The organism is Angustibacter peucedani, from assembly GCF_054779595.1.
Window position 1 is genome coordinate 58,057 of record NZ_BAAGXY010000034.1, and the last position, 20,671, is coordinate 78,727.

Genomic DNA, 20,671 nt, shown 5'->3' on the forward strand with positions numbered 1-20,671 from the left:
CCCCGCCCCACCTCGTTGCGTCCGAAGATCTGGCCGCAGTAGCGACCAGATCTTCGGACGCAAGGAGGTCACCAGGACCCGCCGCCGCCCCCGCCGCCGCCTCCGCCGCTGAACCCGCCGCCCCCGCTGAAGCCCGAGGAGCCGGACGACGAGGGCGTGGAGACCAGCGAGCTGTTGGACGTCGTCTCGAACGAGCTCATGCTGTTGCCGAGCGCGAGGTAGGTCCAGGTGGGCGTGTGGCCGACGTACCAGTCGGGCCGCTCGACGGCGGCACCCTGACGGGCCAGCTCGTCGAAGACGCCGGCCCAGCGCTCGGCGACGCCGAAGATGATGGCGTAGGGCAGGTAGCGGCTGAAGACGTCCTGCCCCTCCTCGAACTTGATCTGGCCGGCCTCGGCCGTCTCGAGGTAGCGCCGGAACCCGTTGGTCTGGGTGAGCACCGCGGAGCCCTCGGCGGTGCGCGCGGGCATGCGGCCGGCGAGCCGCTGCACGACGAAGCCGCTGAGGAAGACGCCGGCCGCGGGCACGAGCAGGTTGATGTTGCTGAACCCGCCGAACCACACGGCGGCGAAGCCGAGGCCGAGCAGGACGGTGCCCAGGGTGCGGTAGCGGCTGCGCACGGTGTCGGGGTTGCCGCGGAACCAGCCGCGCGCGGTGACCTCCTCGTACAGCTGCTTCTGGGTCTTGCGCAGGTCGCTGGCGAAGGTGTTGCGCAGGTCGCCCTTGAGCTCGACCGTGTCACGCCCCTTGAACAGCGCCTGCATCAGCGACAGCTCGTACGGCAGCAGGTCCTCGGCCGGCGCGGGCAGCACCACGACGAGCTTCCAGTCCTTGACCTTCTTGCCCTTGTCGTCGGTGATCTCCTCGATGCGCAGGAACCCGCGCACCGCGAGGTCGATGATCGTCGCGGTGACGTCGACCGGGTTGGCCGTCTCGTCGATCAGCGTGCCGATCTCGCCGGGGCGCATGCCCTTGGGCGGCGTGAACTGCACCGCGACGTCCTTGGGATGACGGCTGACGAACGTCTCGGTGCCCGCGTCGGCGGACGTCGGCACCAGCCCGGGCGTGAGGCCGGCGTACACGGCGTCGCGACCACGACGGCGCACCAGCATCGACATCGCGCCGGTGACGCCCGCGAACACCACGGCGGCGCCGCCGATCGACCAGGGTGAGATCTGGGTGAGCTTGGCGAGGCCCTCCTTCGGCGCATCCTCGATGATCGGCGAGGCGTCCGAGACCGTGTTCAGCGGATAGGCCAGGATGATCGACATCCCCTGTGCGACATCAAGATCGGTGGTCGAGAAGGTGGACGTCGGGCCCGCTGTGCCGTCGCACGTCTCCCTCGATCCCCTCGAACCGCGATAGCAGAGCACCTGGGTGGCAGCCGCAGGCGCCGTCACCGTGACCTTGGCCGAGTCGATCGGCACCTCCCACTTGAGGCCGACGATGTTCCAGTAGACCTCGTCGTGCGGCCCTACTTCAGTGCCGTCATCCATCGTCTTGGCCGTCGTGAAGCGGTTGAACGCGCCTTTCACGGTGTAGGAGATGACGTAGGTCTGCGTCCCGCTCACAGTCCGGTCGGGGTCGCCGATCTGGAGGTGCAGGTCGTATCCCCTCTGCTCCTCGTCCACGTCCGTTGGTGCACCCGTGGGGCTTGACACTTCGACGTCTGAGATCGGGTACCGACGGACCTGGTCGCTGCCGCTGCGATCAGGGTCATAACGGAAGATGTTCGTGAGGTCGCGGAAGATCCCGTGGTGGTCGTTGCCCGCGAAGACGTACTGGATCGTCTCCTTGACGTGCATCGCGCCGTCCGCGTCGACCCGCAGGTCCGCGGTGTACGACGGGATCGACTCGCCGTCGTCCGCGTAGGCCGCACCGGCCCCGACGCCGACGACCAGCGCCGACGTGACGACCGACAGCAGCCCGATCGCGGCAGCGCGCCGCGCCCCCCACCTGCTCACAACGCCTCCCGAGTCGTCCGCCCGTGCCCCCTGCGGGGACGCGTCACTGCCGGTCCTGGCGCGACATGGCGCGCTGCGCCTCGCGGTTGTCCTGCCGCTCGCGCAGGGCCTGGCGCTTGTCGTAGTTCTTCTTGCCGCGCGCGAGCGCGATCTCGACCTTCGCGCGCCCGTCGAGGAAGTACAGCTGCAGCGGCACGATGGTCAGGCCGCTCTGGTTGACGGCCTGCTCGAGCCGCACGATCTCCTCGCGGTGCAGCAGCAGCTTGCGGCGCCGGCGCGGCGGGTGGTTGGTCCACGTGCCCGCGACGTACTCGGGGATGTGCACCGCCTCGAGCCAGGCCTCGTGGCCGTAGATGCTGACGAAGCCGTCGACGAGCGACGCGCGACCGGCGCGCAGCGACTTCACCTCGGTGCCCGAGAGGACGATGCCGGCCTCGTAGACGTCCTCGATGGTGTAGTCGTGGCGCGCCTTGCGGTTGCTCGCGACGAGCTTGCGCCCCGTCTGCTTCGCCACCATGCACCCCTCGCCCGTCGTCCGTGTCCGGCGGACACGGTACCTGTCCGACGCGGGCCGGCCCCAGCCAGTTCCCGCGAGCCGCGCGGGTCAGAGCCAGCGGCGCGGGTTGACCGGCGTGCCGTTGTCGTAGGTCTCGAAGTGCAGGTGGCAGCCGGTGGAGGCACCGGTGGTGCCGGAGTAGGCGATCAGCTGCCCGCGCTCGACGTGGCCGGAGGTCTTCACGAACCGCGACAGGTGGTTGTAGGTGGTGAAGAGACCGACGCCCTTGACCACGCCGTGGGTCACGACGATGCGGTTGCCGTACCCGCCGCCCCAGCCCGCGCTGAGGATGCGGCCGCTGGCCGCTGCGCGCACCGGGGTGCCGCACGGCACGGCGAAGTCCATGCCGGCGTGCAGGCGCCAGTAGTGCAGGATCGGGTGGAACCGCAGGCCGAACTCCGAGGAGATGTACCCGCCGGCCACCGGCCGCGAGAGGTACCCCCCGCTCGGGCCACCGGACGACGACCGGCCGGCGCGGCGCTGGGCGGCCCGCTGGGCGCGCGCGATGGCGGCGAGCTTGATCCGCAGCTTCTTCGACTCGGCCTCGAGGGCGTCGAGCCGCTCCTTCTCGGAGGCGCGGCGGGCGCGGATGTTGCGCGCGTCGGCCGACAGCGAGGCCTGCAGCGTCTCGAGCTGGCGCTTGGCGGTGGACGCCTCCGACTGCGCGACCGCAGCCTGGTCGACCGCCGCCTCGGCTTGCGCCTTGAGCAGCGCGACCTCGCGCCGGACGGCGACCAGCCGGGCCCGCTTGGCGGTGGTCTCGGCGCGGGCGACCTCGAGCTGGGCCAGGGCCACGCCCTGCACCTGCATCGCGCGGTCGAGGAACGTCACGCGCTGGGCGAAGTCGTCGGCGCTGGAGGCCTGCAGCGTCACCGAGAGCTCGCCGACCCCGCCCGACTGGTACGCCTGGCGCGCCAGCGAGCCGAGGGTGTCGTTCGTCGTCCGGGTCACGCGCTGGGTGCGGGCGAGGTCGTCGGCCGCCTTGCCCTCTCGGGCCTTGGCGACCTCGAGCTTCTGCCCGACCTCCACGTGGTGGGCCTGCGCCTGCACGAGCCGGGCCTGCGCGGTGGCGAGCGCGGCCTGCGCGGCCGGCACCTTCTCGCGCGTGGCCTTCAGCCGGAAGTAGGCCGAGCGCAGGTCGGAGCTGGTGTCCTCGAGGTCGTCCTGCAGCGAGCGGATCGAGCTGTCGACCTTGCGCTTGCGGTCCTCGGGGCCGGCGTTCGCGGTCACGGCCGGGGTGACGAGCGTGCCGACGAGCGTCAGGCAGACGGCGGAGACGCCGGCACGGGCCAGACGGGGGAAGGGCATCGGCGAGGAACTCCTGTTCGGTGACCGCACGCCTCCGCACGGTGACGTCTCAGACGTCCCATTGGTACCACAGGTAACACGGCAGATCGGGGAGATCAGACCTTGAGGTAGCGCCGCATCGTGAAGAACGACGCGAGCAGCGCGATGACCAGCCCCACACCGCCGACGAGCGGCGTGATCGCCAGGACGTCGGCCCCCGTCACGAACGGGATGAACTGCAGCTTCTCGGCCAGCCAGCCTTGCACCGCGAAGTGCACGAACGAGAACAGGATCCCGACCGCGAGCCCCGCGCCCAGCACCGTGGCCAGCACCGCCTCCAGCAGGAACGGCAGCTGGATCAGCAGGTTCGACGCGCCGACGAGGCGCATGATGCCGATCTCTCGTCGGCGGTTGAAGGCCGACAGGCGCACGGTCGTCGCCACGAGGAGCACCGCGGACAACGTCATGGCGATGGCAAAACCCCACGCGGACAGACTCATCCGGTTGAGCGCGGTGAAGAGCGTGCCGAGCAGCTTGCGCTGGTCGATGACCTTCTCGACGCCGGGCGCGCCCTCGAAGGCGCTGGCCACCACGTCGTACTTCTTCGGGTCGCTGAGCTTGACCCGGTAGCTCTCCTGCATCTGGTCGGGCTTGACGCTGTCGCGGATCGCGGAGTCCTTGAACTGCTCCACGAAGTGGTCGTACGCCTCCTGCTTGGACTCGAAGTAGACCGTCTTGACGAGCGGCTTGAGCGAGTCGAGCTGGGTGGCGAGCTCGTTCTTCTGCGCCTGGGTGACCTCGCCCGTGGCGCACGACGGCTCGGCAGAACGGCTGGGGCACAGGGCGATCCAGACCTCGACCTTGCCGTACCAGAAGTCCTTCATGGCGTTGACCTGCATGCTCGACAGCAGGCCGAAGCCGAAGAACACCAGCGACACCATGGTGACGAGGACGACCGAAACCGTCATCGACAGGTTGCGGCGCAGGCCGATGGCCATCTCGCTGAGGACGAACTGCAGGCGCATGACTTCCTTCGGGTCAGGTGGGGCGGGCGGCTAGCGCTGGGATCCGTAGACGCCGCGCGCCTGGTCGCGCACCAGCTTGCCGTCCTCGAGCTCGACGACGCGCTTGCGCATCTGGTCGACGATCTCGTCGTCGTGGGTCGCCATGACGATCGTGGTGCCGGTGCGGTTGATCCGGTCGAGCAGCCGCATGATGCCGATGCTCGTGGTGGGGTCGAGGTTCCCGGTGGGCTCGTCGGCCAGCAGGATCGAGGGCCGGTTGACGAACGCGCGCGCGATGGCCACGCGCTGCTGCTCGCCGCCCGAGAGCTCGTGCGGCAGGCGCCCCTCCTTGCCCTCGAGGCCGACCAGCTCGAGGGTCTCGGGCACCACCTGCGCGATGGTGTGGCGCGGCTTGCCGATCACCTGCAGCGCGAACGCGACGTTCTGGAAGACCGTCTTGCTCGGCAGCAGCCGGAAGTCCTGGAACACCGCGCCGATCTGGCGGCGCAGGTGCGGCACCTTCCAGTTCGAGAGGCTGGCCAGGTCACGGCCGGCGACGTGCACCGAGCCGGACGTCGCCTTCTCCTCCTTCAGCACGAGCCGGAGCATGGTGGACTTGCCCGAGCCGGACGCGCCGACGACGAAGACGAACTCCCCCCGCTCCACCTCGACGGTGACCTTGTCGAGGGCAGGGCGCTGCCCGCTGGCGTAGGTCTTGGTGACGTTGTCGAGCCGGATCACCGGGCAAGGGTACGTCGCGAACCTGTGCGAACCGTGCAGCCGCGCCCGGCCGGGCGCGCCCCTCTCCGCGGGCTCTCAGCCTCAGGCGTCGTCGCGGTCGGTGGTGCGCTTCCAGCGGATGCCCGCCTCGAGGAAGCCGTCGATGTCGCCGTCGAACACCGCGCTGGTGTTGCCGACCTCGTGCTCGGTGCGCAGGTCCTTGACCATCTGGTACGGGTGCAGCACGTACGAGCGCATCTGGTTGCCCCAGCTGGAGCCACCGTCGCCCTTGAGCGCGTCCATGGCGGCGCGCTCCTCGGCCTTGCGCACCTGCAGCAGCCGAGCCTGCAGCACCTTCAACGCGGCCGCACGGTTCTGGATCTGCGACTTCTCGTTCTGCATCGACACCACGATGCCGGTCGGGATGTGCGTCATCCGGACGGCGGAGTCGGTGGTGTTGACCGACTGGCCGCCGGGACCGCTCGAACGGAAGACGTCGACCTTGATCTCGGACTCCGGGATCTCGACGTGGTCGGTGGTCTCGGTGACCGGCAGCACCTCGACGCCGGCGAAGCTCGTCTGCCGACGTCCCTGGTTGTCGAACGGGCTGATCCGCACCAGGCGGTGGGTGCCCTGCTCGACGACGAGGTTGCCGTACGCGTACGGCGCGTGGACGGCGAAGGTGGCCGACTTCAGCCCCGCCTCCTCGGCGTAGCTGGTGTCCATGACCTCGGTCGAGTACCCGTGGCGCTCGGCCCAGCGCAGGTACATGCGCAGCAGCATCTCGGCGAAGTCGGCGGCGTCGACACCACCGGCCTCGGCGCGGATCGTCACCAGGGCCTCGCGCTCGTCGAACTCGCCGTTGAGCAGCGTGCGCACCTCGAGCTCGCCGACCGTCTTCTTCAGCGCCTCGAGCTCGCGCTCGGCCTCGGCGAGGGTGTCGGCGTCGCCCTCCTCCTCGCCCATCTGCACCAGCACCTCGAGGTCGTCGACCCGCTGGGCGACGGTCTCGAACCGCTCGAGCTCGGCGTTGAGGTGGCTGAGCCGGCTGGTGACCTTCTGCGCGGCCTCGGGGTCGTCCCACAGGTCGGGGGCGGCCGACTGCTGCTCGAGGTCGGCGATGTCGGCCTTCAGGCGGTCGACGTCGGTGACCTGGCGGATCGACTCGACGGTCGTCCGCAGGTCCTTGATCTCGGCAGAGAAGTCGACGGCAGCCACGAGCGTCCACGATAGGCCACGCGCGGGACGCCTCAGGCCACCGCTCGCAGCTCGCCCGGCAGCGGCCAGGGGTTCGGCCGGCACCCCTGCAGCCCCTTCGACTGCTGCTGCATCACCGGCGCGCGGGTGTCGTGACGGGGACAGCTCGCGTGGCCGAGCCCGAGCCAGTGACCGGTCTCGTGCAGCAGCACCATGCGCCGGTAGTCGGTGAGCGTCCCGGTGAACGGCGCCGAGCCGCCGCGCCAGCGGTCCTGGTTGATGACGACGTACCGCCCGGCCCGGCAGCTGTACCGCACCGAGCACACCGACGAGAACGACGGCAGGTAGCGCGCCTGCGAGATCACCAGGGTGAAGGCGCCGCCCTCCGTCACGCGCACGAAGCGGTGGTGCGCCGCGCGCCAGCCGCGCGGGTCGGCGTAGATGGTGGCGGCGGCCGCCGCGAAGTCGCTCACCGGCACGACGACGTCGCCCTTGGTGCGGACGACGTAGGTGTGCCGCGAGTAGCTGTCGAGCCGCAGGTGCGGGCTGCCGAGCGCCGGACGGCTTCCGGACGACGGCACGACCACCCGGTACGTCGACCAACCCCGGGTGGTGCGCGTGGTGACGGAGGTGGCGTAGCGGTGCTGGTGGTTGGTGCGCAGGGTCTTCACCACGACCCACCGCGAGCCGCTGGCCCGCTCGACCAGCACGCGGGTGCGCACCGGCAGGCCGGTCACCGAGCCGGTGACACCGAGCCGCGCGCCGAGGGGCAGGGCGGAGGCGGTCCAGCGCGTGCTGAGGACCGGCTTCGCGGTGGCCGCGGTCGTCGTGGCCGCTGCGCCAGCGTCGAGCGCGACGGTCCCGCCGGCCACCAGCAGCGCCAGCGCCACCAGCCCGGCGAGCGCCCGTCGTCCGGCGTCCACCGCTCGATCGTGCCGCGTGCGCGGCGTCGGTGTGATCGTTTCGGCAGGACAAGCGCGACCGGCCGGGCCAGGGTGCAGGCCATGACCGAGTACGCCGAGCGCTACCGCCGCAACGCCGCCGCCTTCGCCGACACGATCCGCGCCGTCCCGGACGACGGGTGGGAGTCGCCCTCGCCGTGCCCGGACTGGACGGCCCGAGGTGTGGTCGCGCACGTCGTCGGCACGCAGGGCATGTTCGAGCAGCTGGTCGGGCGCGAGCTCGAGCCCGGCCCGAGCGTCGACGACGACCCGCTCACGGCCTTCGAGCACGCCACCGGGCAGGTTGCGACGCACCTCGACGACCCCGACGCCGCGCAGGTCGAGTACGAGGGGATGTTCGGCCGGTCGACGTTCGAGCAGGCGGTCGACCAGTTCCTGTCCGGCGACCTGGTGATGCACCGGTGGGACCTCGCGAAGGCCACCGGCGGCGACACCACGATCCCGGACGACGAGATCGCGCGGGCGTGGAAGGACACCGAGGTCTACGGCGACAAGCTACGCGTGGCCGGCGCCTTCGGCCCCGCGATCGATCCCGCCCCCGACGCCGACGCCCAGACGACGCTGCTCAACTTCCTCGGCCGCCAGCCCTGACGCGCGGCCACCGCCCCCGCTTGCGTCCGAAGATCTGGTCGCCATGGCGACCGATCCTTCGGACGCGGGCGGGCTAGGCGTCGGGCTGGTCGAACTGCGCGCTGATGTCGTTCCACTGGTAGGCGCTGCGCCACTCGTCGCCCGCGCCGTCGGCCTGCTCGGCCAGCCAGGACGAGAACGCTCCGGCGACGCGCTCGCGTGAGATGGTCCGGGTCTGGCGGTGGGTGCCGACCGAGCCGTCGCGCAGCTCGAGCTGGAAGCTGCCGTCGGGCCGGAGCCAGACCTGGATGTAGGTCTCGGGGTCGTCCATCGAGGCGAGCACCGCGTGCCCGTCACGCGGCAGCGACTCGACCACGGCGAGGACGTCGTCGGGCTTGGGCGCCCGCGAGCTGGGGCGCCGGGTGGCCTCGAGGCGGAATCGCTGCTGCGCGGCGCGGCTCATCCCGCGACCCTGCCACAGGTGTCGGCGAGGGCACCCCGTCACGGCTCCTTGCGTCCGAAGATCTGGTCGCTATGGCGACCGATCTTTCGGACGCAGGGGTGTGGACGAGGGAGCGCCCGTCCACAGGCTTGCGAGAACCCGGCGCGTCGCGACGGACGAGGAGGTAGAAAGGCAGGGTTCGGACGGTCTTTGGGGGATCTCATGACGACGACGTCGACCGGTTCGCGCCTGCGCCTCGTGCGGGCAGCTCTCGCCGCGGTGCTGCTGGCAGGCGCGACGATCACCGCGCAGGCGACCGGGGCTTCGGCCGCGGTCTGCCCCGAGCCCGGCGGGTCGTTCGTGCCCGAGGCGGCGACCCCCACGGGCGCTCCGATCGTCCTTCGCGGCCACGGCAAGGGCGACGGGCTCGGGATGAGCCAATACGGCGCCAAGGGCGCGGCGACCCTCGGCTGCACCGCCGATCAGGTCCTGGACGCCTACTACCCCGGCACCACGACGGCACCGAAGTCGCTCGGCCCGTCCGTGACGGTGCTCGACGGCGACGAGCAGCGGATCACCGTGGAGGCGGTGAGCGGCGGCGGCGTGCCGTGGATCGCCGGGGGCGTCACCAAGACGCAGCTGCAGGGCTCGACCTGGACCGTCGCCCGCAGCCAGGGGAACGTGGTCGTCCGCAACGCCGGCAACCAGACCGTGCTGACGGTCCCGCCGGGCAAGACGCTGCGCATCGTCGAGAACGGCCGCGTGGTGCGCGTGACGCACCGCACCAGCAGCGACGCCACCCGCCTGGTGCGCTGGGACGAGACGCGCGTGCTGGCCGAGAAGTACCGGTTCACGATCACCCAGCTGTTCCTCGACACCGCCGACGGCACCGCTGTGCAGAAGTACCTGTGGGGCCTGGACGCCATGGCCTCCGACTGGCCGACGGAGGCGCTGCGGGCGCAGGCGATCGCGGCGCGGTCGTTCCTCGCCTTCAAGGGCAACCGCGTCGAGGGGGCGGGCCAGCTCGGGCTCGACACCCCGTTCCCGGGGCCGAACCAGGTGTACGCGGGCTACGCGCGCGAGAGCTCCGACGCGAGCGCCGGCGGGCAGTGGAAGGCCGCGGTCGACGACACCGCCGGACTGGTGCGCACCGACAGCACGGGCGCCGTCATCCGCGCGCTCTACAGCCCGAGCTTCGGCGGCCGCAGCGAGGATTTGGAGTCGGTGACGCTCGAAGCGCCCGTGCCCTACCTGCGGTCGGTCGACGACACGACGTGGGACCTCGCGTCCGACGACCCGTACCGCAGCTGGGCGGTGGGCCGCACCCGCGCCGACCTCGGGACGTTCTGCTGCCTCTGGGACGACGTCGACACCGCCGTGGTCGGCGCGCCCGGGACGCCGCAGCGACGCACCGGCGTCGCCCTGACCGGGCAGCAGATGGGCGGCGGCGACGTCTCGCGCACGATGGGCCTGGCGCTCTTCGCCGGGCTGAACGACGTACCGTCGACCGGCTTGCGGATCGAGTGGCTCGGCGTGGGGTGGCGGCAGTTCGGCCGCGCGATCTCGGGTGACTGGAACGGCGACGGCACGGCGGACGTCGGCTGGTACCAGGACGGCGTGTTCTCGCTGCGGCTGCCGAACGGCACGACCCGCACGATCGACCTGGGCACCGGTCCGGAGGGAGCGGTGACGCGCGTCGGCGGCGTGCCTGTCGTGGGCGACTGGGACGGCGACGGCACGGACGGCGTCGGCACCTTCCGCGACGGCAAGTGGGCGATCACGGACGAGCCCGGGGCGGCGAACCCCGTGCGCCGCTTCGTCTACGGGACGCCGGGCACGCAGCCGGTGGTCGGCCGCTGGACGGGCGCGACCCCGCTCGGCATCGGCGTCGTGCGCGGCCAGCGCTACTGGTCGCTGCGCAAGGCGGTCGAGACCGGCGCGACCGACCGCACCTTCATATACCGCGCCGGCGACCTTCCGCTGCTGGGCGACTGGGACGGGAACGGCCTGGCGACGCCGGGCGGTGTCTTCCGCGCCCGCTGGACGCTCTCGAGCTCGGTGTCGTCGCCGAACGCGTGGAAGACGCCGACCTTCGGCCGCATCACGGACATGCCCTTCGCCGGCGACTTCGACGGCAACGGCAGCGTGACCACGGGCACTGCGAGGTCGGGCAGCTTCTTCTGGCGCAACGACCTCAAGGGCGGGACCCAGACCGCCGGCCTCGCGTACGCCCCCTGACCTTGCGTCCGACGATCTGGCCGTTGTAGCGACCACTTCTTCGGACGCAACGAGCTTGCGCTGTCCCCTAGGGCTCGATGCGCGCCCGCGCCGTCGATCGCACCCGCACGGTGATGCCGCCGGTGAAGCTCGCGACGACCGGTGCCGCGATGGGCAGCCGCGCTCGCGCCGAGAGCTCGACCGTCGCGCTCCGCCCGTCGTCCGTCCCGGTACCGTCGCCCAGCACCAACGCCTCCAGCCGCGACGGGCGCTCGTAGGACGTCAGGTACTCCTCGGCCTGGGCGCGCACGCCGCGGTCGGTGAGCGGCACCGACTCGCCGGTGACACCGCCGGAGTAGACGGACGACCCGGTGAGCGCGTCGGCCGCGTCGAGCGCGGCGGCGTCGGCCGCGTCCTGCAGCTGCGTGCGGGCCAGGTGCACCGCGGTCGCGTCGGCGACCACGGCGACCAGGCACAGGGCCACCAGGAAGTAGCCGATCGCGAGCAGCGTGATCTGGCCGTCGTCCTCGCGCCACCTCACGGTCGGGCCCGGAACCGGTCGACCGTCGCGACGTGGCTGGCGGTCACCTCGACGCGCGTCGGCACGACGCGGGCCAGGAACCGCGGCACCCCCGGCAGCACGACCAGCAGCCGCGACCGCACCACCACACGCTGGTCGGGCGCCAGGCAGTCGCCCGGGCCGCACGACAGCGCGACCGACCGGACGTCGTCCGCCCCGAACCCCTGGTCGGCGAACGCGACGGCAGCGGCCTGCTCGGCGCGCCGGTGCGCGGCCGTGCTGTCGTCCGCTGTGACGAAGGCGCGACCGGCCTCTCGTGCCGCGCCCTCGGCTGCCAGGGCTCCGGCCTGGAGCCTCCCGAGCGCGAGCACCAGGTAGACGACCGGCACCAGCAGCAGCACCCCGAGGACGACGAACTCGACGACCGCGCTGCCGCCGTCCGAGCAGCGCACGGCGTCCCACCGCCGCCGCACCCAGGTCATTGCGCCTCCGCGAACGCGTGCCCGTGAACGGTGAGCGAGCCCGCAGGACCCACGAGACCGACCAGCGGCAGCGGAGCCGTCAGCGACACCTCCACCTCGCGCACGCCACCGACGTCCACCTCGCCCGCGCGGACGTCCCCGACCCGGGCCGCGTACCCACCGCCGAGCTCCGACGCGACCAGCTCGCGCGCCCGGGCGGCGCCGTCCGCCGGCGTCCGGTCCGACCGGGCACCCCACCGCGCACCCTCCGACGCGCAGTCGGTCAGCGTGTTGCGCACGTGGATCACCAGGCCGAGCTGGACCACCGAGAGCAGCACGAGCGTCAGCAGGCCGCCCACCAGCGCGAAGTCGACGACCGCCGACCCCGCGTCCTCGCGAGCGCCCCGCCTACGGCGCCGAGACACCGTTGACGGCGTCGCGGAACAGGTCGCCGAGGGTGTTCCCGGCGATCGCCCACAGGCCGGCCACCAGACCTGCGGTCATCATCGTGACCAGGACCCAGCCCGGCACGTCACCGCGGTCGTCCCGTCCCCGCGTCTCCCACCATCGCAGCCAGGCCACGTGCCCCTGCGCCGCCAGCCGTCGTCCCTGCATCGTCGTCCTCTCCCGAGATCCGTTGTCGCACAACCCGATCACACCCCGAGCCGCAGGAACGCGAACCCCGGGTACACCGCGAACAGCACCGTGACCGGCAGGACTCCGAAGACGACCGGCACCATCATCGCGATCTCCTTGCGGCCGGCCGAGTCCATGAGCGCTCGTCGGCCCGCGGCCCGGACGTCCTGGGCCTGCGCCCGCAGGACGTCGGCCAGCGGCGTCCCGCGTTCGACCGCGACCACCACGCCGTCGACGAACCGCTGCAGCGGCACCAGCCCGGTGCGGTCGGACAACCCCTGCAGCGCCTGCACCAGCGAGGCCCCTGCGCGAGCGTCCGCCAGCGTGCGGCGCAGCTCGGTCGACAGCTCCCCCTGGCTGAGCCGGGCCACGCGGTCGAGCGCAGCGACCGGTCCCTCGCCCGCACCCACGGCGAGGGCCAGCAGCTCGGCCACGGTCGGGAACTCCGCGAGCATCTGCTGCTCGCGCCGCTCGGCCTGCTGCGACAACCACCAGTCGCGCGCTGCCACCCCGGTGCCGCCGCACACGAGCACGAGCACCAGCAGCGGCAGCACCGCCGCGGCCCCGCGCCACCACACCGCCGCCGCGGCCGTGCCCCCGATCGCCAGCCCGACCACGCCCCAGAGCACCTGCTGCGCCCGGAAGCCGTCGACGTCCGGTGGCAGACCAGCTCGCTCGAGGCGGCGGCGCACCGACGGCGCCCCGCCGAGCAGCCGTCCCACCCATCCCGACACGTCGTGGAGGACCGGAGCCAGCAGCCGGATCACGACCGAGTCCGGCTGGCCCGTGGGGCCAGAGAGCAGACCGCTCGGCCGGACGACGTCCTGCACGTACGGCGCGAGACGGGAGTCGAGGTCGGGGCGGCGCAGCCACGGCAGGCCGGCGACGACCAGCCAGAGACCGACGCCCAGCAGGCCGCCGAGCGCAACGCCCTGCCAGAGCGGGTTCACCGCAGCACCCGTTGCTCGTCAGGGAGCCGCGCGATGCGCAGCATCACCCGGTACGCCACGACCGTCACCGCACCGCCACCCACCAGGACGACGACCCCGGCCGGCTGGTCGTACGCCGCGACCGACTCGGGCCGGGTGGCCAGCAGGAGCAGCACGACCCACGGCGCGGCGACCGCGAGGCGCGCCGCGTTGACCGTCCAGCCCTGGCGCGACTCGAGCTCGGACCGGGTGCGCGCGTCCTCGCGCAGGAACGTCGAGAGCGTGCGGAGCAACCGGCCCAGGTCGCTGCCGCCGACCTCGCGCGCCAGGCGCAGCGACTCCACCACGCGGTCACCGACCGGGTCGGCGAGCCGGGCCTTCAGGCCGTCGAGCGCCTCGGGGAACCGCCCCGACGCCCGGTGGTCGAGGGCGAACGCAGCGAAGGCCGGCCTCAGCTCCTCCGGTCCGCGAACCGCCAGCTGCGACAGGGCTTCAGGCAGCGACAGCCCGGCGCGCACCGCCGACGTCAGGTTGTCGACGACGTCCGGCCAGACCTCGCGCAGGGCGGCACGGCGGCGGCGGGCCCGCGACCGCACCAGGGCCACCGGCGCCGTCGCGGCCATGAGGGCGAAGCACGCCGCGATCGCGGGCACGCGGGTGGTGGCGAGAAGCAGCAGGCCTGCCACTGCGCCGCAGACCAGGCTCGCCACGACCACCGGACGGACCCCGACGTCCGGCAGGCCGGCGCGCACGAGGTCGTCAGCCAGCCGCGAGCGACGTCGCGGCGCAGGCTCGCGCACGGCTGCCGGCCACGCCGACCACCACACGCAGAACAGGCCGGTCCCGAGGAGCAGCCCGAGCCCCAGACCGGTCACGACGCGACCCCGACGGGTCCGTCCGCCGGGTCGTGCGCCAGCAGGGCAGCGACGTCGATCCCCGCCCGGGAGAACCGGTCCAGATGAGGTGGGAAGCCCTCGGCCCGCACCAGCACTCCGTCGCAGGTGGTGAAGACGTCCGCGGTCTCGACGACGTCACCCTCGACCCGCCCCGGCACCGCGACGACCTCGCGCACGCGCCGCCGTCCGTCGGACTCCAGCGCGACGTGCACGACCAGGTCGACGCTCGACGCCACGGTCGGGACGACGAACCGCGCGCCGACGTTGGGGCCGGCGAGCAGCGGCAGCGTGCACAGCTTGATCAGCGCCTCGCGGGCGCTGTTCGCGTGCACGGTGCACATGCCGGGCAGCCCGCTGTTGAGGGCGAGGAGCATGTCGAGGCTCTCCTCCTGCCTCACCTCGCCGACGACGAGCCGGCTCGGTCGCATGCGGAGCGACTCCTTCACCAGGCGCCGCAACGGGATCTCGCCGGTGCCCTCGAGGCTGGGCTGCCGGCACTGCAGCGCCACGACGTCACGGCCGGCGATCTGGAGCTCGAAGACCTCCTCGCAGGTGACGACCCGCTCGCGCGCGCCGATCGCCCCCGCCAAGCAGTTGAGCAACGTCGTCTTCCCGGCCTGCGTCCCGCCCGCGACGATGACGTTGAGCCCGGCGCGGACGGCGGCGTCGAGGAACACCGCGGCGTGCCGGGTGAGCGTGCCCAGCCGGACGAGGTCGTCGAGGTGGGTCGCGCGCACGACGAACTTGCGGATGTTCACCGCCCAGTGCTCACGCGTGACGTCGGGGATGACGACGTGCAGCCGGGAGCCGTCGGGCAGCGTGGCGTCGACGAACGGCGACGACAGATCGACGCGGCGTCCTGACGTCTGCAACATCCGCTCGACCAGCTCGGCCACCTCCTCGGCGGTCAGGATGGTGGTGGTCAGCTCGGCGACGCCGTCCCGGGCCACGAAGACCTTGGACGGCTCGTTGACCCAGATCTCCTCCACCCGCGGGTCGTCCAGGAACGGTTGCAGCGCACCGAAGCCGGCCACCGCATCCCAGACGTGGCGCACGACGTCCGCCCGGTCGGCGACGGGCGGCAGGTGACCGCCGGCGGAGCGATCCTCGTAGTCCTGCACCGCGTCCTCGACCATCCGACGGACGGCGCCGCCGTCGCGGATCGGGTCGATGCCCGACCGTCGCACGAGCTCGCGCACGTCGCTCTCGACGCGCTCGCGCGCGCTGGTCCCCCTGGTCATGCCGCCCCCCGGTCCGTGGTCCGGCGGCCACTGTAGTGAGAACGGACAAACCGGAGATAGGGCCCACGGCGAAGTTGTGGACGACGGTCAGCCCCGCCGGGCTCTTCCTCGGCGGTCCCGGCGCTCCTACCGTGTGCCCTGGGCCTCGCGACGACGCGGGCCGTCGTCCGTCAGGAGGTCTTCCATGGCCGCGAAGTTCGAGCTGTACCAGGACGCCAAGGGCGAGTACCGGTGGCGCCTGAAGTCGGGCAACGGGCAGGTCATCGCGACGGGCGGCGAGGGGTACTCCTCCAGGTCCGGCGCCGAGAACGGCATCGCCGCCGTGAAGCGCGACGCACCTGGGGCCGACACCGTCGAGGCCTGACGCGTCGTCCACCGGTCCGCCCGTCGGATCGGGCATGCCTGTGGACGACGCGAGCGAGCACGGCTGCATCCACGGCATCATCGTGCCGTGGATCCGTTGCGCTGCACCGTGATCGACGCCGTCGACCCACGGACGTCGGTCGATCTCGACGTGCACGCACCTCGGGGGACGTCTGCCGCCCAGCTCGTCGTCCCGCTGCTGGCCGCCGCCGATCTCCCCGCCGACCGAGTGCTCCGCGTCGAGGGCCGCGCCATCGGCGGGCTCGTCGGTGCGCCGCCGCTCGTCGACGGAGTGGTGCTCGTGGCCGGTCCACCAGGCCCGGATCACGAGGCACCCACCGCCGTCCTGCGATGGTGCGTCGTCGGCGGGCCGGACGCCGGCGCCGACCGCCCGCTGCTGCCGGGACGCCTGGTCGTCGGGCGTGCGCCCGGGTGCGGCCTCGTGGTCGACGACCCGCAGCTGTCACGCCAGCACCTCTCGCTGACTGTCACGGCGGACGGCGTACGGCTGCACGACCTCGGGTCCAGCAACGGGACGAAGGTCGACGGTGCTCGGGTGCCGCCCGAGGGCGTGGCGCTGCGGCCTGGGCAGCGGGTCGGCGCTGGTGCCACCGTTGCGGTGCTGCGACTCGCCGACGCCTGCCCCGCCAGCACCGTGCCAGACGGTGGAGGCCGGCTCGCGCTGCGCCGCAGCGGGTCCAGCCTCCCGGCCCCGGCTGAGGTCGTCGTCCGGCGTCCCCTCCCGCCGGAGGGACGCGACCGCGCGCGCATCCCGTGGGCGGCGGTGGTCGCACCGGTTCTGCTGTGCTTTCCGATGGCGTGGTTCCTCCACCAGCCGACGTACCTGGCCTTCGGATTGCTCGGGCCGCTCGTGGCCGTGACGACCTCGGTCTCGGACCGGTTCGGACGTCGTCGCGGAGAGCGCCACGCACACGCTGCCTGGGTCGCGACGGACGCCGACGCGCAGCAGCGGGTGCAGCAGGCACTCGACGACGAGCTTGCCCTCCGTCGGGCGCGGGCCGGTGATGCCGCCTCGTTGGCGGTTGCGGCCCGCGACCCGTCGCGGCTGGTGTGGCGCCGCGGAGCGGACGACGACGACCGGCTGGAGCTGTCCTTGGGCCGGGCCACGGTGACCGCTCAGGTTCAGGTCGACCGCGGCGCCTCGTTCGAGCGCCCGCTGCTGCCCGACGCGCCCGTGACGCTGCGCCTGGACGACGTAGGGCACGTGACGCTGGTCGGTGATGCGGCCTCCGTGGCGGCCTCCGCCCGCTGGCTGGTCGGCCAGCTGGCCGTGCTGACGACGCCCGGCGGCGCACGCATCGGCGTGGTCGGCTGGCCCGAGTGCGCCTGGGCGCGGTGGCTCCCGCACCGGATCGACGTCGCCCCAGCCGTTGTCGAGCACGAGGTGCGCCGGCGGGTGACGACGGGCGGCGACCACCCGAGCTGGGTGGTCGTGGTGGCGGAAGCGCACGACGACCCGGCGTGGAGCGTGGTGCTGGCGAGCGGCGCCGCCGTGGGCGTGCACCTGCTCTGGTGCGCCGCGGAAGGTGGCACGGTCCCGCCGGGGTGCGGTGCCGTCGTCCGCCTTCCGTTCCGCGGGCCGGCCCGGCTCGAGCTGGGTGGCCGCCCGGCGGTCGACGACCTCGTGCCGGACGGCGTCGGGCCGGCCTGGGCTGAGCAGGTGGCCCGCTCGCTCGCGCCGCTGCGCGAACCCGGGCGCGGGGACGGTGCGACCGCGCTCCCGCCGCGCTCCCATCTGCTGCCGCTGCTCGAGCTCGGCCCCGAGCCCGCGGAGTCGTTGCGCGCCAGATGGTCTCGCCGTCCTCGGTCGACGACGGCGGTGCTCGGCAGCGGGGTCGCCGGGCCGGTGTCGATCGACCTGGTGCACGACGGGCCGCACGCCCTCGTCGCCGGCACGACCGGGTCGGGCAAGTCCGAGCTGCTGCAGACGTTGGTGGCTTCTCTCGCCGCCGCCAACCGCCCTGACGAGCTCGCCTTCGTCCTGGTCGACTACAAAGGTGGTGCGGCCTTCCGGGACTGCGCCGCCCTCCCTCACGTGAGCGGCCTCGTCACCGACCTCGACGACCAGCTCGCCGCTCGAGCGCTGGCGTCGCTGCAGGCCGAGCTGACCCGTCGCGAGCGCCTGCTGCACGCGGTCGGCGCGAGCGACCTCGAGTCCTACCAGCTGCGGCGCGACGGTGACCGGGCCCTCGAACCGTTGGGGCGGCTGGTCATCGCGGTCGACGAGTTCCGGCTGCTCGCGGTCGACCTGCCGGAGTTCCTGGACGGGCTGGTGCGGCTGGCGGCGGTCGGTCGATCGCTCGGGGTCCACCTGGTGCTGGCGACCCAGCGACCGGCTGGGATCGTGTCCGCCGACATCCGCGCCAACGTGAACCTGCGGATCTGCCTGCGCGTGCGTGACCGCAGCGACTCCCACGACGTGATCGACTCACCCGACGCAGCGTTGCTGCCCGAGGGCCTGCCCGGACGCGCCCTGCTGCGCACCGGCCCCGGCGACCTGGTGCCGGTGCAGGTCGCGCTGTCGACGGGACCGTCGCCCGCCCCACCTCCGCAGCACGTGGTCGTCGTCCGGCCCGGCGAGCCGGCCGTCGGCGTGGTCGGCCCGGACCAGCTCGTGACCCTGGCGGCCGCGGCCACCGCAGCGGCCGACGCGCTCGGCGCCCGGCCGGCACCCAGCCCGTGGCTGCTCCCGCTGCCGGACGTCCTGCCGCTCGACGCCCTGCGGGCCGACCACGGCCGCACCACCGTCGGACGCCTGGACCGCCCGGACGACGGCCGCCAACCACCGCTGACCTGGGACGTGCGCACGGGCTCGCACCTGGCGGTCAGCGGGACCGCGCGGACGGGTCGCACCACCGCCCTGCTGACGTTCGTCCTCGCCGCCCTCGCCGCAGACCCCGGTTGCGCCGTGCACGCGGTCGACCCGACGTCCGGCCCGCTGGGACGCGCGCTCGACGGCTTGCCGCAGGTCGGCACCGTCGTCCAGGGCGACCGACCGCGTGCGGTGCGCCGGTTGGTGCAGCGGTTGCGAGAGACGGCAGGCGAGCCTCGCCCGTCGTCCACCCTGCTCGTCGTCGACGGCTGGGACGCGTTGGTGCAGCAGCTCGACCGGGTTGACCACGGCCAGGGGGTCGACGAGCTCCTCGCCCTCGCGCGCGACGCCGAACCGACCGGCTTGCGGCTGGTCGTCGCCGGCGGGCGCGCCGTCCTGACCTCCCGGCTGGCCGGTCTGGTTCCGGAGAAGCTGCTGCTGCGCTGCGCGGACCCCACCGACCTGCTCCTCGCGGGCGCCCCGATCGCGTCGTCGCCCGGCGACCAGCCGCCCGGGCGGGCCGTGCACCTGCCGACCGGCGACGCAGCGCAGCTGGCGTGGCCGGGAGGTCCGGACGAGGTCCGGGCGCGGCTGGCCGCCCTGCCGGTGCCGGCGTCCCCACGGCTGAGGCTGCGGCCGCTGCCCGACCAGGTGTCGGCGGCGGCGCTCCACGAGAGGTCCGTGCGGTCCGGTCCGACGTCCGAGGTCCTGCTGGGCCTGGGTGGGGACGACGCCGCGCCCGTCGGCCTGGACGTCCACGGTATCGCCGTGGTGGCCGGGCCGAACGGCAGCGGCCGCACCACAGCGCTCGAGGTCGTGGCCGAGCAGCTGGTCGCGGCGGGGCGCTCGGTGCTCGTGGCGGCTGCGCGGAACTCCCGTCTCGTGGGGGACGACCGCTGGCCGACGTCGACGGCCGACGATCCGACCCTGCTGGGTCAGCACCCGCACGCCGTCCTGCTCGTCGACGACGCCGACCTGCTCGGGTCGCGGCTGGTCGAAGCGGCGCTCGCGACCGGGCGCACCGTCGTGGCGTCGACCACCACGGCGCACCTGGCGGGCTCGTTCACCGGCTGGCCCGCTGCGCTGCGCCGCACCCGCACCGGCCTGCTGCTGCTCCCGGGGTCGGCGCACGACGGCGAGCCGTTCGGCATCCGGGCCGAGCCACCCGACGTCCGCACGCCGGGCCGGGGCCAGCTCGTGGTGCGCGGCCGGGCGGTCGACGTCCAGGTCGCGATGCCTGCCGCCCGCGCGAGCCAGACCGTCGGAACCCTCGGCTAGCGTCACCGCCATGCCGCAGCCAGCCGACCCGACGACGGTGCGCGACGCCACGCCGGACGACGTCCCGCAGATCCTCGCGCTGATCCGCGAGCTCGCCGACTACGAGCGCGAGCTGCACCAGGTCGAGGCCACCGAGGAGCACCTGCACGCCGCGCTCTTCCCGTCCGGCGACCCGTCGTCCGCGCGCAGCCACGCGGTCGTCGCCGAGGTCACCCACCACGACGGCCAGCCACGCGTCGTCGGCATGGCCGTCTACTACCTCACCTACTCGACCTGGACCGGCCAGCACGGCATCTGGCTCGAGGACCTGTTCGTCCAGCCCGACCAGCGTGGCAGCGGCCTCGGCAAGGCCCTGCTGGCGCGGCTCGCCGCGATCTGCGTCGAGCGCGGCTACCCGCGCCTGGAGTGGTGGGTGCTCGACTGGAACGAGCCCTCGATCGGCTTCTACCGCTCGCTCGGCGCCGTCGCCCAGGACGAGTGGACGGTGTACCGGATGACCGGTGACGCGTTGCAAAACCTCGCACAACAGGCATAGGTCACCACCCGCCCCACCGTGGGAGCGCTTGCATGGACGCGCGACCCCACAAGCCGCAGG

General features: G+C 73.1%; 20 protein-coding genes. 5 read left to right on the top strand and 15 right to left on the bottom strand.

Going from position 1 to position 20,671, the window contains the following annotated elements; translation table 11 throughout:
• Nucleotides 1-68: 68 nt before the first annotated feature.
• The 7 genes from ACYVJ4_RS07885 to ACYVJ4_RS07915 all read right to left on the bottom strand — a co-directional run bounded on the left by ACYVJ4_RS07885 (nucleotide 69) and on the right by ACYVJ4_RS07915 (nucleotide 7,651).
• Nucleotides 69-1,964 carry a DUF2207 domain-containing protein gene (locus ACYVJ4_RS07885; RefSeq protein ID WP_460459562.1) on the bottom strand — a complete coding sequence of 632 codons (1,896 nt, stop codon included), beginning with the start codon at nucleotides 1,962-1,964 and terminating at the stop codon, nucleotides 69-71.
• Nucleotides 1,965-2,007: 43 nt separating this feature from the next.
• A complete protein-coding gene (smpB, locus tag ACYVJ4_RS07890) occupies nucleotides 2,008-2,478 on the bottom strand; it encodes an SsrA-binding protein SmpB (protein ID WP_460459563.1) in 471 nt (156 codons plus the stop codon).
• A gap of 90 nt (nucleotides 2,479-2,568) precedes the next feature.
• Nucleotides 2,569-3,828, bottom strand: coding sequence for a peptidoglycan DD-metalloendopeptidase family protein (locus ACYVJ4_RS07895; RefSeq protein WP_460459564.1), 1,260 nt, complete (start codon nucleotides 3,826-3,828; stop codon nucleotides 2,569-2,571).
• A gap of 95 nt (nucleotides 3,829-3,923) precedes the next feature.
• The gene (ftsX, locus tag ACYVJ4_RS07900) at nucleotides 3,924-4,832 is read right to left on the bottom strand and encodes a permease-like cell division protein FtsX (protein ID WP_460459565.1); all 909 of its coding nucleotides are present in this window, start codon (nucleotides 4,830-4,832) and stop codon (nucleotides 3,924-3,926) included.
• 30 nt (nucleotides 4,833-4,862) lie between these two features.
• Entirely contained in the window at nucleotides 4,863-5,552 is a 690-nt protein-coding gene (gene ftsE / locus ACYVJ4_RS07905; RefSeq protein WP_460459566.1) for a cell division ATP-binding protein FtsE, read from the bottom strand.
• A gap of 81 nt (nucleotides 5,553-5,633) precedes the next feature.
• The gene (gene prfB / locus ACYVJ4_RS07910; protein ID WP_460459567.1) at nucleotides 5,634-6,749 is read right to left on the bottom strand and encodes a peptide chain release factor 2; all 1,116 of its coding nucleotides are present in this window, start codon (nucleotides 6,747-6,749) and stop codon (nucleotides 5,634-5,636) included.
• A 32-nt stretch (nucleotides 6,750-6,781) separates the two neighbouring features.
• Nucleotides 6,782-7,651, bottom strand: coding sequence for a DUF3152 domain-containing protein (locus ACYVJ4_RS07915; RefSeq protein ID WP_460459568.1), 870 nt, complete (start codon nucleotides 7,649-7,651; stop codon nucleotides 6,782-6,784).
• 81 nt (nucleotides 7,652-7,732) lie between these two features.
• Between ACYVJ4_RS07915 and ACYVJ4_RS07920 the strand changes: the two genes are divergently transcribed.
• Nucleotides 7,733-8,281: a TIGR03086 family metal-binding protein gene (locus ACYVJ4_RS07920; protein ID WP_460459569.1), complete on the top strand. Its 549-nt coding sequence runs from the start codon at nucleotides 7,733-7,735 to the stop codon at nucleotides 8,279-8,281.
• A 73-nt stretch (nucleotides 8,282-8,354) separates the two neighbouring features.
• Here the strand turns inward: ACYVJ4_RS07920 and ACYVJ4_RS07925 are convergent, their stop codons facing one another.
• Nucleotides 8,355-8,723, bottom strand: a complete 369-nt coding sequence (locus ACYVJ4_RS07925) for a hypothetical protein (protein WP_460459570.1) — start codon at nucleotides 8,721-8,723, stop codon at nucleotides 8,355-8,357.
• 201 nt (nucleotides 8,724-8,924) lie between these two features.
• Here ACYVJ4_RS07925 and ACYVJ4_RS07930 point away from each other — a divergent pair, with 201 nt between their 5' ends.
• Nucleotides 8,925-10,940 carry a SpoIID/LytB domain-containing protein gene (locus ACYVJ4_RS07930; RefSeq protein WP_460459571.1) on the top strand — a complete coding sequence of 672 codons (2,016 nt, stop codon included), beginning with the start codon at nucleotides 8,925-8,927 and terminating at the stop codon, nucleotides 10,938-10,940.
• A gap of 67 nt (nucleotides 10,941-11,007) precedes the next feature.
• Here the strand turns inward: ACYVJ4_RS07930 and ACYVJ4_RS07935 are convergent, their stop codons facing one another.
• The 7 genes from ACYVJ4_RS07935 to ACYVJ4_RS07965 are packed head-to-tail and all read right to left on the bottom strand — an operon-like array spanning nucleotide 11,008 to nucleotide 15,602.
• Nucleotides 11,008-11,460: a pilus assembly protein TadG-related protein gene (locus tag ACYVJ4_RS07935; RefSeq protein ID WP_460459572.1), complete on the bottom strand. Its 453-nt coding sequence runs from the start codon at nucleotides 11,458-11,460 to the stop codon at nucleotides 11,008-11,010.
• On the bottom strand, nucleotides 11,457-11,921 hold the full coding sequence (locus ACYVJ4_RS07940) for a pilus assembly protein (protein WP_460459573.1): 465 nt from the start codon (nucleotides 11,919-11,921) through the stop codon (nucleotides 11,457-11,459). The genes ACYVJ4_RS07935 and ACYVJ4_RS07940 overlap by 4 nt, the downstream gene beginning before the upstream one ends.
• Nucleotides 11,918-12,325 (bottom strand): TadE/TadG family type IV pilus assembly protein, encoded by a 408-nt coding sequence (locus tag ACYVJ4_RS07945; RefSeq protein WP_460459574.1) that lies wholly within the window; start codon nucleotides 12,323-12,325, stop codon nucleotides 11,918-11,920. The genes ACYVJ4_RS07940 and ACYVJ4_RS07945 overlap by 4 nt, the downstream gene beginning before the upstream one ends.
• Nucleotides 12,309-12,515 (bottom strand): hypothetical protein, encoded by a 207-nt coding sequence (locus tag ACYVJ4_RS07950; RefSeq protein WP_460459575.1) that lies wholly within the window; start codon nucleotides 12,513-12,515, stop codon nucleotides 12,309-12,311. The genes ACYVJ4_RS07945 and ACYVJ4_RS07950 overlap by 17 nt, the downstream gene beginning before the upstream one ends.
• A gap of 38 nt (nucleotides 12,516-12,553) precedes the next feature.
• Nucleotides 12,554-13,486, bottom strand: a complete 933-nt coding sequence (locus ACYVJ4_RS07955) for a type II secretion system F family protein (protein ID WP_460459576.1) — start codon at nucleotides 13,484-13,486, stop codon at nucleotides 12,554-12,556.
• The gene (locus ACYVJ4_RS07960; protein ID WP_460459577.1) at nucleotides 13,483-14,340 is read right to left on the bottom strand and encodes a type II secretion system F family protein; all 858 of its coding nucleotides are present in this window, start codon (nucleotides 14,338-14,340) and stop codon (nucleotides 13,483-13,485) included. Before ACYVJ4_RS07960 ends, ACYVJ4_RS07955 begins: the two co-directional genes overlap by 4 nt.
• Nucleotides 14,337-15,602: a CpaF family protein gene (locus ACYVJ4_RS07965; RefSeq protein WP_460459578.1), complete on the bottom strand. Its 1,266-nt coding sequence runs from the start codon at nucleotides 15,600-15,602 to the stop codon at nucleotides 14,337-14,339. Before ACYVJ4_RS07965 ends, ACYVJ4_RS07960 begins: the two co-directional genes overlap by 4 nt.
• Nucleotides 15,603-15,786: 184 nt before the next feature.
• Here ACYVJ4_RS07965 and ACYVJ4_RS07970 point away from each other — a divergent pair, with 184 nt between their 5' ends.
• The 3 genes from ACYVJ4_RS07970 (at nucleotide 15,787) to ACYVJ4_RS07980 (ending at nucleotide 20,611) form a co-directional block, all read left to right on the top strand.
• The gene (locus ACYVJ4_RS07970; protein ID WP_460459579.1) at nucleotides 15,787-15,966 is read left to right on the top strand and encodes a YegP family protein; all 180 of its coding nucleotides are present in this window, start codon (nucleotides 15,787-15,789) and stop codon (nucleotides 15,964-15,966) included.
• An 87-nt stretch (nucleotides 15,967-16,053) separates the two neighbouring features.
• On the top strand, nucleotides 16,054-20,076 hold the full coding sequence (locus ACYVJ4_RS07975) for an FtsK/SpoIIIE domain-containing protein (protein ID WP_460459580.1): 4,023 nt from the start codon (nucleotides 16,054-16,056) through the stop codon (nucleotides 20,074-20,076).
• A 10-nt stretch (nucleotides 20,077-20,086) separates the two neighbouring features.
• Nucleotides 20,087-20,611, top strand: coding sequence for a GNAT family N-acetyltransferase (locus tag ACYVJ4_RS07980; protein ID WP_460459581.1), 525 nt, complete (start codon nucleotides 20,087-20,089; stop codon nucleotides 20,609-20,611).
• Nucleotides 20,612-20,671: the final 60 nt, after the last annotated feature.